We start from the raw sequence: 12,440 nt of genomic DNA on the forward strand, positions 1-12,440 counted from the left end.
AGTGAGACCGGGCACCATGCGCGCATGGTGCCCGGTCGAATGATGAGAATCAGGCGTGTGCGGCGGCACCCATAGCGGCCGACTCACCCAGGTTGCTCTTGTCGAGCGCCGTACCCGACTCGACGGCGTCGACCCAGGCAGCGGTCGGCGCGACGGCCGCCCAGTTGGAGTTCAGCAACGCCATCAGCGTGGTGTGCACGGTCTTGGCGTCGACGGATCCTGCCCCGTTGGTGATGTCGATCGCGCCGGTGGCATCGGCGAGAACCTCCGCGGCGATGCCCCGTGTCTCGGCATCGGCGGCGGTGGCGATGACGCAGTTGTTCGTCATGTAACCCGCCAGCGTGATGGTGTCGATCTCCTTCTCACGCAGCCACTCGTGCATGCCGGTCTCGGGGAAGACGGAGCTGTACTGCTTGACGACGTGCTTCCACGCGCTCGAGTCGCGTTCCTCGAGCGCCGGGTGGAGCCGGAACTCCGGCTTCGTCGGGTTGAACACCGGGGCGCTGTCCCCGGCCGTGTGCTGCACCATGACGACGGGGATGCCGGCGCGCTCCGCGGCATCGATCGCGTCGGTGATCCGCTGGATCGACTCGTCGCGCGGCGGGTACTGGATGGATAGGAGGCCGGTGAAGTACTCCTGCTGGGGGTCGATGACGATCAGGGCGCGGCGGGGAGTGGACATGTGTCCTCCTGGAGACGGAAGTGTGGTGTGAGCTTCCAGCCTCGTCGAACGGCAGGTCAACCACAATTGGCGCGAATGCGTTTTAACGATGAATTTAGGCCGTCGGCATGATCTCCTCAAGGGTTGGTTCCGCGCGTGCGCGCTAGGCCCATCGCTCTAGCGCGTGCGGGGCCGCTCGATGGCCGACCGAGTTGTCTCGGAGCTTCCTCGCTCCGTTGAGGAGGAGCTTCGAGCCGCCGCGAACTAAATCATCGAGGCATAGTCACAGGACGTGGAGTAAGCACATGCCTTCGATATCACCGCTGAAGTCCCTCGGCGGGGTCATCGCTCTCGCGATATGAACGCGCCGGAGACGGAAGGCTCCGGCGTGGTCAGCTCTCCATCTCGATGACGATCTCCTTGACGGTCTCGATGAACGAGGTGATGTCGTCATCGGTCATTGCCAGGGAGAGGGAGATCTCGCCGCGCGCGACAGGGAAGAAGCCGCGGTTCGCGAGTTCGAGTGAGAAGGTCTGGGTCTTGTCCGCATCGACGTTGCGCCAGAGGTCGCGCTGGGTCTCCACCGTCAGGCCGGGCTCGGTGCGGTAGGCGTACGCGAGCGAGGAGTATCCACCGCCGTAGATCGTGAACGGGCTTTTGCGTGCCGCTGTCCACTCACCGACCTCGGACAGAATCCGCGAAGCCATCGTGTTCAGCCGGTCGTAAGCCGCCTCGTCCAGCGCGCGCATACACGCGATTCCCGCGACCAGCGCCAGACGGTGTCCGTGGTGCGTGCCGGAGATCGGCACGGTGCCATCGGCCATGACCTGCATGATCTCGGCCTTCCCGCCTACGGCACCCAGGGGGAGTCCGCCGCCGATGATCTTGCCCATGACGGTGAGATCGCCAGCAACTTCGTAGAGGCTCTGCATGCCGTTGTAGGCGCCGCGAAGATTCATGGTCTCGTCGAGGACGAAGAGGATGCCCAGTTCCGCTGTCACGCGACGGATCATCTGCACGAACTCCTTGCGCAGGATGACGTGGCCGCCTGCGCCGCTCTCGAGCTCGAGGATCACGCACGCGAGGTCGGACCCGTGCTCCCGCAGGATCCGCTCGGTGCCGACTATGTCGTTCTGAGTGAGGATCACGACCTGTTCGACGACCGCCGCCGGGATGCCCGCGCTGTCGGCCACGGGAAGCGGGCTGTCGTCTGACCCGTACTCCGCCGCGTCGTGCGGGTGACCGGAGATGCTCACCGGGTCGGTGAAGCCGTGGTAGCCGCCCTCGAACTTCGCGATCTTGGTGCGGCCGGTGTATGCCCGAGCGACCCGCACTGCGCTCAGGATCGACTCCGATGCCGAACAGGAGAACTGCACCATGTCGATCGACGCGATGCGGTCGATCAGGATCTGGGCGAGCTCGGCTTCCTCGGTGACGGGATTGCCGAACGAGGCGCCGGAAGGAATCGCGGCGATCAGAGCATCGCTGATGACGGAGTCGCCGTGGCCGAGGATGTTGACCGTGAAGTTGTTGTTCAGATCGAGGAGGCGGTGTCCGTCCACTGTGTCGATGTAGGCGCCGTCGCCACCGGTGACGAAGACGGCATGCGGGCCGAAGTTGAACGATGTCCGGCTGTAGCCGCCGGGAATCACACCCCGTCCGGCGACGGTGAGTTGTGCGGACTCCGAGAACTTCTCGGTGAAGCGACGGGTTGCGGTTTCGAGGGTGAGCACGATCGTCTCCTGGGCGGGGCCAGCGGGCTGGCGGTTATCGGGGATGGGGGAATGAGGTGGTTAAGGCAGGCGTCGAGCTTCGCGCCCGGGGCTACGATGCAGGAGCACACTCTGGGCGACGCCGATAGTGATGGCGACGACGATTGTGCACAGGAGGCCGATCGTGAGCGGGCCGGCGGCCGGCTGGCCCGCGTCGTCAACATCGCCGACCAGGAGTGGGAAGTTGGCGATGATGACCGCACCGATGCCAGCGAGGCCGAGGAGTCCGAGTGTCGGGGCGATTCGGGTCTGCCACACGCTCATGCCGAGGCGGTCGCGAGAGAAGTAGGCGATCACGGCGACCGCTGTGGCGGACATCAGGACGACGATCCCGACCGTGCCGACCCCGGACAACCACGAGTACACCTGCAGGATCGGGTCGAGCGTCGAGGCAGCTGCGGTGATGAGCAGAACGGAAGCGATCAGCGTCTGGATGACCGAGGAGACATAAGGCGAGCGGTGGCGCCGGTGGACGGATGCCGTGCGTGCGGGCAGGAGTCCGGAGCTGCCCATCGCGTGCTGGTAGCGGGCGATGATGTTGTGGAAGCCGAGCAGCGACGCGAAGAAGCTTGTGATCAACAACACATTCACCAGCACCGCTCCGGCTGTTCCGACGTACTCGAGGAAGGTCAGCATGATGATGTCGTCGAGGTTCGCGGAGAGCACTTCGACGAGCTGGCTCGGGCCCCAGCCCATGATGAGCCCCCACGACGCGATCGCGTAGAAAGCGCCCATGCCGGCCACCGCCAGGTATGTCGCCCTCGGGATCGTGCGCCCGGGGTCCTTGGCCTCATCGCGGAAGATGGCAGTGGCCTCGAATCCGATGAACGCACCGACCACGAACATCATGCCGATCCCCGGCGCTCCTGCGAGGAACGTCGCCGGCTGGAACGAGATCAGGGAGAGTCCCTCGGCGCCCGCCTGCAGCACGATGGCGGCGACGCCGACGAGCACGATGGTCACCTCGGCCAGCACCAGTACCAGAAGCACTCGAGCGCTGACGTCGATGCTGCGATACCCCAGTACCCCGATTGCCATGACCCAGATGAGCGAGTAGACGTACCAGGGCAGCTCTGGTCCGCCGACGGAAACGGCGGTCGCCGAGAGCACGGCGCCGCCGTATGCGTAGATCGCGACCTGCATCGCGTAGTAGGTCAGCAGCGCCAGCCATGCGGCGCCCGTCCCTGCCTGCAGCCCGAGCCCGACGCCGATATACCGGAAGAACGCTCCGGGGTGTGTGATCCGTGCGGACATCGCGCAGTACCCCACCGCGAACAGCAGCAACACGACCGCCGTCGCGATGTACAGCGGGGGGAGGCCTGCGCCGTTTCCGAGCAGCGCGCCGATCGGCACACCTCCCGCGACGACGCCGAGCGGCGAGGCCGTGGCGACCACCATGAGCAGAATCGCCGTGACTCCGAGGGTGCCGCTCAGCGCGGCTGAGGATGTGGCGTTCGTGGCCGTGGAATCGGTGTGGGTCATGATGTGCTCCCTTCGGATGCGGGCCCGCGAGCACGGATGGCTGACGGAGACGAGGTCCCTCCATCTCAAGAGTGCGGGCGACATCAACGCGGATCAACGGCTGAACTGCGAACGATCGATCTGCGACGGCGAATGATCGGCACGGTCGACAGGTGCGCAAAAGCAAGCCGAGAAACAGGGGTCTTGAGCGCCGCGATGCCGGCAAGCCGCCGCTTCAGCTCACGAGCGAGACGGCCCCGGGGACGGCGTGGAGCTCGCTGTTGACGACATCGGCCACCACTTCGCGGAAAGCCTGCACCAGTGGCTCGCTTGAGTCCGCTGCGGAGATCAGGGCCAGGCTCGTGGGACGGGCGTCGGGGAGTGGCAGGAATCGGACGCCGGGATGATTCCACAGTGCGGCCGAGTTCGTGGACATGGTGTCGACGGTTCCGCTGTAGGCCACCGCAGCCAGGGACTCGCGTGCCGAACTGACTTCGATCGAGCGGAGGGGAGGACCGCCGCGGTAGACGTCGAGCGACCAATGGGCCCGCCATTCGGGCGGGGTGCCCGCGGCGGCGAGCGCGAAGGAGTCGCCGAGCAGGTCGTCGACGTGCACCCGCGACTCATTCGCGAGGCGATGAGCCGAGGAGAGAGCGGCGACCGGCATCTCGGAGTAGAGCGGATCGATCATGACCCGTGGGTCGTCGACGGGGAGCCAGACGAAGGCGAGGTCGACGTCTCCTTCGATCACGCTGGAGACCTGGTGCGAAATGGAGAGTTCGACATAGCTCAGCGGAACCCGGGGATACCGGCTGCGGAAAGTGGAGAGGAATCGATGCGTCAGGGGATCATCCGCGAAGGATCCCACCCGCAGGCGCTGCACCTGCACGATGCTTCTGCGCGCGGCCGCGGTTCCGGCGTCGAGGGATGCGAGCGCAGTCTCGGCATGCTCGCGAAAGCTGTCACCGGCGAGGGTGAGGGTCACGCGCCGACTCGTTCGTCGGAACAGGTCCACGCCGAGTTCGCGCTCGAGTCGAGCTATTTGTGTGCTCACCACGGAGGCGGCGATGTTCTCCTGTTCGGCGGCTCGTCCGAAGTGAAGGGTCTCCGCAACGCGGAGGAAGTAGCGGAGTTGGCGAAGTTCCATCCGCCCCACCTCCGTTCGTCGGACCCGGCACGGGAATCATGCCGGGTGAGCCACACCGTACGCGCGGAGCGTTTCCCGGCCGATTCCTCCGCATGACGGATGTGTTACATATTGTTCGGTTTTCTCTTCCTTGCTGGTGTGATCACCCGGGCGTTGCGCCTTCCCCGGCAGTGCGCTATGGTCATACCGACCGAGTGCTCGGTCTGTACGTATAACTCAATGAGGAGCGCCATGATCGACGACACCGCTGTCGGTGACTCACCCCAGCCCCCTACTTTCGCCGCACCCACGGTGCGCGCCCGGCCCGCCGTGGTCACCACGATGGTGCTCGCCCGCCTGGGCCTCATGCTTCCCCTGTCGACAGTCATCTCCGCCGCACTCGTGCTGAAGCTGCAATCTCTGATGCCGCAGGACGAGGTGATCGGCACGCTCGGTCTGATCACGTCGATCGGCGCGCTGTCCGCGCTGTTCTTCGACCCGGTGTTCGGGCGAATCAGCGACCGGACGATGAGCCGGTTCGGGCGGCGTCGGCCTTGGATGATCGTCGGCATGGCGGGTCTCCTGGTCGCATTGCTGATCATGGCCATCGCGCCTACGGCTCTGGTCGTCGGCGCGGGGTGGATCCTCGCGCAGATCACGGCGAATGCGGCAATCGCCGCGCACACCGCATCCATCGCCGATCAGCTCCCCTCTTCGCAGCGCGGCAAGGTCGCCGGAGCCATCGGCATCGCCCAGCAGGCCGCGACCCTCGGCGCCGCCTACGCCGCGCAGTTCTTCGCCACGCAACTGCTGCTTCTCTTCCTGATCCCCGGAGTGGTCGGTTTCATCCTGGTGCTCATCTACGCGATCATGCTGCCCGACAAGCCGCGGCCCTTCCCCGCCCGTTCCGGCGGAGGCATCAGCACGGTGCTGAAGACGTTCTGGGTGAACCCGATCAAGAACCCCGACTTCGGACTCGCCTGGTGGTCGCGCTTCCTGGTCGTGCTGGCGAACTTCATGTTCATCACCTTCCGGCTGCTATGGATCCAGCACGAGATGAACCTCGAGCCTGCCGAAGCGGTGCGCATCATGGCGACGGGCGTCCTGGTCTTCACGATCGCCCTGATCGTCAGCGGCCAGATCGCCGGATGGCTCTCGGACAAGCTTGGACGGCGCAAGGTCTTCATCGTCGTCGCAGCGCTCATCTTCGCCGCCGGCACGATCCTTCTCACGCAGACGACGGAGCCCATGATGTTCTTCGTGGCGGAGGCCATCATCGGGGTCGGGTTCGGGGCCTACGTGGCTGTCGACCTCGCGCTCGTGCTGGATGTGCTGCCCGACCCGGAAGAGACGGCGAAAGACCTCGGTGTCTTCAATATCGCCATGGCCGGCCCCCAGGTGGTGGCGCCTGCGCTCGCCGCCTGGATCGTCGGCTTGAGCAGCGGGACCAACTACGACATCATGCTCATCATCGCCGGCGTGATCGCCGTTGTCGGTGCCGTGCTGATCATTCCCGTCCGAAGCGTGAGGTGAACCGATGACGATCCATGACGAGGAAACAGCGGGATTCGCCGCACTGGAGCCGGTCATCGAAGATCTCGTTCGACGGCTGACGCTGGAAGCGAAGGTGCGGTTGCTCTCCGGCGCCGACAACTTCTCGCTGCACGCAGATGCGTCGATCGGCCTCGAAGGCCTCGTGCTGTCCGATGGGCCCACAGGCGTCCGCGGTGAGATCGTCGTCGGCGGTCGTGAGAGCTGCCTGCTGCCGAATGCGAGCCTGCTCGCGCAGACGTGGAATCCCGAAGCGCTCGCCGAAGCCGGGGGGATCCTGGCTGAGGAAGCAGAGGCGCAGCGTACGCACGTCGTGCTGGGACCCACCATCAACCTCCATAGGTCGCCCCTGGGTGGCAGGCTCTTCGAGGCGTTCAGCGAGGACCCGCTGCTCACCGGCCGCCTGGCGAGCGCGTACATCAACGCACTTCAGGAGCGGGGCGTCGGTGCCAGCGCCAAGCACTTCCTCGGCAATGAGTCTGAGACCGAGCGGACGACGGTGGACGTGCGGATGACGGCGAAGACTCTCAGGGAGGTGTACCTGACACCCTTCGAGATCGCGATCGACGATGCGAATCCGTGGACCGTGATGGCCGCGTACAACAGCGTGAACGGGGTTCCCTCGACGGAGCACCATGAGCTCATCACCCAGGTGCTGAAAGACGAGTGGGGCTACGACGGACTGGTCTTGTCGGACTGGTACGCCACCAAAACGGCCGCCGAGAGCGCTGCCGCGGGGCTCGACCTCGTGATGCCCGGCCCGACGACACCCTGGACGGAATCGCTCGAGGAAGAAGTGCGTGCGGGGGCCGTCTCTGAAGAAGCCATCGACGATCATGTGCGGCGTCTGCTCCTGCTCGCCCATCGTGTGGGCGGCCTCGCCGTCCCCCGCAGTTGGCCCGAAGCCGTCGAGGTACCGGCCGGCGCTCTGCGGCGGGCGCAACTCCGGCGGCTTGCAGCGGCCGGCATGGTCGTCATCAAGAACGTCGATGACACCCTTCCCCTCCGTGAGGATGCCACCCACGCGCTCATCGGTCGCCATGCCACGGACACGATCGGACAGGGCGGCGGATCCGCTCAGGTTCGCGCTCCGCACGTCGTCTCGATCGTCGAAGGGATGACAGCGCGCCTCGGCGCCGACCACGTCATCTTCACCGACGGCGTCGAGACGCGTAAGACGCTGCCCACCGTGAAGCCCACGCTCGTGCGTGATCCCGAAACGGGGGAGCACGGAATCCGTGTGCGGGTCTTCGACGAAGCCGGCGATCTCGTGCACAGCCGGCATCTCGAAGTGGCGGAGCTCGAGGACAGCCAGATCGGATGGCTAGAGGGGGCCGCCCGCATCGAGTTGAGCGCGACTCTGGAGATTCGGGACGGCCGCATGGTGCAGCTCGGAACCCGGGGCCCCGGGAACTGGCATCTGGTCACGGAAGGGCACGAGAGCAGCTACCGGATCGACTATCACCCCGGTCCCGGCGGCGGCTTCTTCCGTCCCAAGAGCCATGCCACGGCCGTGCGCGTGGAGCCGGGGCAACTCGTCACCGCGACCGTGGAGAGGGATTCGCTGCCGCGCATCCTCGGCCTGGTCGTCAGCGAGGCGTCGCGATCATCGGCTTCCGCGATCTCTGCTGCCTCTGCAGCGGCTCGGACAGCCGATGTGGCTGTCGTCGTCGTGGGCTTCACTCCCGACCAGGAGACGGAAGGCGAGGATAAGACCACGCTGTCGCTACCGGGCGATCAGGATGCGCTCGTCGCGGCGGTCGCGAACGTCGCGAGGCGTACCGTGGTCGTCATCAACGCCGCCACCCCAGTGCTCATGCCCTGGATCGCTGATGTCGATGCTGTCCTGTTCACTGGCCTCCCCGGTCAGGAAGCGGGGGATGCTGTCGCGGCTGCGCTGCTGGGTGATGTGCTCCCGGAGGGTCGTCTGGTCACCACCTTCCCCGCGGGCAATCACCGCGGACCGGCGTGGAGCACCACGCCCCGACGGGGTGTCCTGGAGTATGCCGAGGGAACGTCGATCGGCCATCGCGGCTGGTTCGGGAGTGGGGATGCACCAGCCTTCTGGTTCGGGCACGGGCTCGGGCTCACCACGTGGGAGTACTCGGAGGCGCAGACCGTGCGATCGTCCGATGGGCGGATCGATGCGGTTGACGTCGCGGTACGCAACTCCGGCAGACTCGCCGGGCGCGAGACCGTGCAGATCTACTTCGACCCGGAGAGCGATGACGAGCCGATCCGACTGATCGGCTGGGGGCAGTCTGATGTGCTTCCCGGCCAGGAAGTCATGATTCGAGCCGCGTGCGACCTTCGGCTCCAGCGTCGCTGGGACCAGGGCGCGCAGGGGTGGGTGCCGCTCCAGGCAGGAACGGTACTCATCGGTCGAGGTTTGGGAGATGTCCGCGTTACGATTCCTTGAAACTGGACTGACAGTGCACCGTCCGTCGGTTTCGGTCCCTATCGAGAGAGGCATCCTTGTCCTTCCCCCCGAGATACGCCCCTGACACCCGCAAGCGGCGTGCGAGACGATCTGCCGCAGAGACGCAGCAGCAGATCGTCGGTACCGCTGTGGAACAGATCGCCGAGGTCGGTTTTCACAAGATGTCGATCGCGGATGTCGCGGCCGCCAGCGGAATCTCCCAGTCGGGGCTGCTGCATCACTTCCCCTCGAAGGTGGCATTGCTGGCCGCGATTCTCGAGCAGCGCGAGCAGGACGACAACGCATTCCTGTTCGGAGACGGCACGGTTCCCCTCGGGTGGGACGCGTTCGAGGCTCTCGTGCCGCTGACGGCCCGCAACTCAACGCGTCCCGAATGGGTGGGCGTGTTCGTCCGCGTCTCGGCGGAGGCCACCGAGCCCGACCACCCGGCCAACGAATGGCTGCGAGATCACTACGCCAGCGCACGCGCATGGTTGGGTGATGCCGTGGCGCAGGGGAAGGAATCGGGCGTGATCCGTGCGGATGCTCCCACAGAGCTGCTGGTCGGGAACACGATCGCTGTGCTCGACGGCATCCAACAGCAGTGGTTGGTCGACCGACGCATCGACATGGTGAGTCAGGTATCCGCTCACGTCGCCGGTCTCCGAGCGTGCTGGGAGCTCGCTCCTTCGCCTTCTTGACGACGTTGAACTGCGCATTCGCCGGTCAGGGCAGAAGCACCTGTGCCACCGTGATGGCGGCGACTGCCAGGACCATGATCGCGAAGGTCTTCTGCAGGAACACGTTGCTCACGCGCTTCGCGAGCAACGCTGTCAAGAAGGATGCCGCCATCGAGGGGATGACAAAGGCGATGATCAGTCCCCAGTCGAGGTTCGACACCCCCGCATGCGCAGCGATGCCGGCCAGGGAGTTGATCATGGCGACGACCAGAGAAGTGCCGATCGCCAGCCTCATCGACATTCCGAGGAGGAAGACCAGAGCGGGGACGGTGATGAAGCCGCCGCCGATGCCGAGCAGACCGGTCAGGAACCCCACGAGCAGCCCGACAGCGATTCCCCGCAGGGCCCACAGCTTCGGTCGGCGGTCATTGCCCGTGGCCTGTGGCCGTCCCCGGAGCATCTGCACGCCGGAGGCCACCATCAGAAGGGCGAAGAGCAGGAGGAGAATCTCCTCCGAGATGAGCCGGCCGACGAGTGTGCCGCCGAATGCCGCCACCACGCCCGCGCCGGCGACAGGCAGCACCATCCTCCAGTCCACGCCGCCTCGCAGGCGTGGGATCAACGCAGCCAGGGGGCCGATCGCGCCCACGACGAGAGACGTCGATATCGCTGAGGAGACGGGCAGCCCCACGAGGTACACCAGTGCGGGGACGGTCAGAATTCCGCCCCCGGCGCCCAACAGCCCGGTCAGTGCCCCGATGGCCAATCCGAGAGCGATGATCACGATGAGCACTCGGGTACCTCTCTCTGTCAAGCGCTAGGACGGCAGCGCAGCATCCTCGCGGCAGTGCGTCGAATCAACGTAGCATACAGACCGGGCGCTCGGTCGGTAAAAATGCTCCTCGGGCACTGAGCAAGCAACATCCCCTCTTCATTAGCGCAGGGTTCCTCGGGGGCTGCGAGCCGAATATGCGCTGGGGGCGACGCCGAAGTGTCGTCGGAATGCACGCGAGAACGTGTCGGGGTCGCTGAAGCCCGACTCGAACGCGGCCACCTGGGGTGGCATCCCTCTGCGGAGCAGCTCCGATGCGTGCCGCAGTCTTTCCGATCGGATCAGGGAGGCGGGCGATGCGCCCTCCCGGGACAGGATGCTCTGGAGCGCCCGCAAGGACATGTGGTTGGTCGCGGCGATGCTCAGTGGAGTCAGGTCGGGATCCCGGAAACCTGTTGCGATCTGCGAGCGAATGTCGGCGGCGGACGGAAGCCGTCGGGCTATCACTGCGCCTCCGGAGTTAGCGGCGTGGAAAGAGAGGAGCTTGCAGGAGTCGTCGGGAAGTGCCGACACGGTCCAGGTCACCGGGATCGCCCTGCCTAACCGGTCGATGAAGATCTCCCGCGCCGGAGTATGTGGCTGGCGCGGTGACGCGCGGACGATCGGGCACTCATGGGCGGGATACACCGTCCCGTCTTCCCGGTGCCGGTGGAGGGCGTCGTGACTCGCTCGACCTTTCAGTTCCCTGGGTTCCTGGTACCCCAGCACGAGGCTCGCGGCACGGTTGACCTGTGCGACTGCTCCGCCCGCGTCGATCACCAGCATCGGGTGGGGCACGGCGTCGAGCACCGCACGCGTCCATGGGTCGCGCACCGAAGTCATCGTTCACCCATGCGTCCACGCTAGGGGGGTGATTTTGCCCCGTCGCGTCGCGGATGTGACCGTCGTGTTACATAACCGACGAAACGCGACGACATGGAGGGCGTGCGTATTCTTCCTTCCCCGACGGGGGCCTCGATGATGTGATCAACTCACACATTCGACATGGCGTAAGCCGACGGAAGGAACAGGACATGGCGTACAACACGGCGATGCAGAAGGCGACTCTCGCGGACATTCCGGCGGACGGTCACGGACTCATCTCGAAGCGCACCGCGACGCTGGACGGCGTTGAGGTGACGCAGGTGACTTTCGATGTCGGGGCGAAGTGGTCGAACGATCTCAAGGGATACGCGGGCACGGAGGACTGCGAACTGCCGCACGTCGCCCTCGTGATCGCAGGAACACTCGCTGTCCTGATGGCGGACGGTGAGCAGGAAGAGTTCTCCGCGGGCGATGTCATGCTGCTCCCGCCCGGACACGATGCCTGGTCCGTGGGCGACATTGCGTGCACGTTCGTGGAGTTCTCGCGCGGCAACGACTACTACGCGGCAGGGCACGCGGAGTGATCAGCAAAGAGGATGCCGGATACCTCGTCGACGAGCGTCGCCGGCGACAGCGTTTGTCCTGGCGGGACCTCGCCCGGCGTCTGGGGCGTCCGCCCGTGTGGACCGCCGCGGCCGCGCTCGGGGCGCACCCCGTCCCGGAACAGGAGGCCGAGGAGCTGAGGGATGCCCTGGCGCTGGACGATGACGTGGTCGACGCGCTCGTCCGACAGCCCACACGGGTCCCGAGCCACGACGTCTCTCAGGATCCGACCATCTACCGGTTCCACGAGCTCGTGCAGGTGTACGGCCCGGCCCTCAAATCGCTCATCCACGACGAGTTCGGTGATGGCATCATGAGCGCGATCAACTGCAGCATCACGCTGGATCGGGTGGCGCATCCCGATGGAGACCGTGTGGTCGTGACGATCGACGGGAAATTCCTCCCCTATGCATGGACATCATCGGCACCGGAGCGCCAGCAGGAGGCCGTGGCGGAGTAACCTGCGGACTACGCGGGTCATTCCATCCGGGCGCGTTCGGCGCCGATGGCCGCCGACGTGCCCGGAGGTTC

The 12,440-nt window shown here is 65.8% G+C and carries 11 protein-coding genes; 5 read left to right on the forward strand and 6 right to left on the reverse strand.

The window, feature by feature from the left end:
* Positions 1 to 49: 49 nt before the first annotated feature.
* The 4 genes from RQG77_RS04420 to RQG77_RS04435 all read right to left on the reverse strand — a co-directional run bounded on the left by RQG77_RS04420 (position 50) and on the right by RQG77_RS04435 (position 5,041).
* Complete coding sequence (locus tag RQG77_RS04420; protein ID WP_311243612.1) at positions 50 to 682, reverse strand: isochorismatase family protein; 633 nt, start codon at positions 680 to 682, stop codon at positions 50 to 52.
* A 371-nt stretch (positions 683 to 1,053) separates the two neighbouring features.
* Entirely contained in the window at positions 1,054 to 2,394 is a 1,341-nt protein-coding gene (locus tag RQG77_RS04425; RefSeq protein WP_311243613.1) for an aminotransferase class III-fold pyridoxal phosphate-dependent enzyme, read from the reverse strand.
* A 60-nt stretch (positions 2,395 to 2,454) separates the two neighbouring features.
* Positions 2,455 to 3,915: an APC family permease gene (locus tag RQG77_RS04430; protein ID WP_311243614.1), complete on the reverse strand. Its 1,461-nt coding sequence runs from the start codon at positions 3,913 to 3,915 to the stop codon at positions 2,455 to 2,457.
* Between the two features lie 214 nt (positions 3,916 to 4,129).
* The gene (locus tag RQG77_RS04435) at positions 4,130 to 5,041 is read right to left on the reverse strand and encodes a LysR substrate-binding domain-containing protein (protein ID WP_311243615.1); all 912 of its coding nucleotides are present in this window, start codon (positions 5,039 to 5,041) and stop codon (positions 4,130 to 4,132) included.
* Positions 5,042 to 5,272: 231 nt separating this feature from the next.
* Here RQG77_RS04435 and RQG77_RS04440 point away from each other — a divergent pair, with 231 nt between their 5' ends.
* The 3 genes from RQG77_RS04440 to RQG77_RS04450 are packed head-to-tail and all read left to right on the forward strand — an operon-like array spanning position 5,273 to position 9,691.
* Complete coding sequence (locus tag RQG77_RS04440; protein WP_311243616.1) at positions 5,273 to 6,553, forward strand: MFS transporter; 1,281 nt, start codon at positions 5,273 to 5,275, stop codon at positions 6,551 to 6,553.
* A 4-nt stretch (positions 6,554 to 6,557) separates the two neighbouring features.
* The gene (locus tag RQG77_RS04445; RefSeq protein ID WP_311243617.1) at positions 6,558 to 8,990 is read left to right on the forward strand and encodes a glycoside hydrolase family 3 C-terminal domain-containing protein; all 2,433 of its coding nucleotides are present in this window, start codon (positions 6,558 to 6,560) and stop codon (positions 8,988 to 8,990) included.
* Positions 8,991 to 9,046: 56 nt separating this feature from the next.
* Positions 9,047 to 9,691, forward strand: a complete 645-nt coding sequence (locus tag RQG77_RS04450) for a TetR/AcrR family transcriptional regulator (RefSeq protein WP_194764957.1) — start codon at positions 9,047 to 9,049, stop codon at positions 9,689 to 9,691.
* 25 nt (positions 9,692 to 9,716) lie between these two features.
* On the opposite strand, the gene RQG77_RS04455 is transcribed toward RQG77_RS04450, so the two are convergent.
* Both RQG77_RS04455 and RQG77_RS04460 read right to left on the reverse strand, forming a co-directional pair.
* Positions 9,717 to 10,463 carry a sulfite exporter TauE/SafE family protein gene (locus RQG77_RS04455; RefSeq protein WP_311243618.1) on the reverse strand — a complete coding sequence of 249 codons (747 nt, stop codon included), beginning with the start codon at positions 10,461 to 10,463 and terminating at the stop codon, positions 9,717 to 9,719.
* Between the two features lie 141 nt (positions 10,464 to 10,604).
* Positions 10,605 to 11,315, reverse strand: coding sequence for a helix-turn-helix domain-containing protein (locus RQG77_RS04460; RefSeq protein ID WP_311243619.1), 711 nt, complete (start codon positions 11,313 to 11,315; stop codon positions 10,605 to 10,607).
* Positions 11,316 to 11,515: 200 nt separating this feature from the next.
* Here RQG77_RS04460 and RQG77_RS04465 point away from each other — a divergent pair, with 200 nt between their 5' ends.
* Together RQG77_RS04465 and cynS are read left to right on the forward strand one after the other, a co-directional pair.
* Positions 11,516 to 11,890 (forward strand): hypothetical protein, encoded by a 375-nt coding sequence (locus tag RQG77_RS04465; protein WP_194764955.1) that lies wholly within the window; start codon positions 11,516 to 11,518, stop codon positions 11,888 to 11,890.
* Complete coding sequence (gene cynS / locus RQG77_RS04470; protein WP_311243620.1) at positions 11,887 to 12,369, forward strand: cyanase; 483 nt, start codon at positions 11,887 to 11,889, stop codon at positions 12,367 to 12,369. The genes RQG77_RS04465 and cynS overlap by 4 nt, the downstream gene beginning before the upstream one ends.
* The last annotated feature ends 71 nt before the right edge of the window (positions 12,370 to 12,440 follow it).

It is taken from the genome of Microbacterium sp. WCS2018Hpa-23 (assembly GCF_031843845.1).
Lineage (GTDB): Bacteria > Actinomycetota > Actinomycetes > Actinomycetales > Microbacteriaceae > Microbacterium.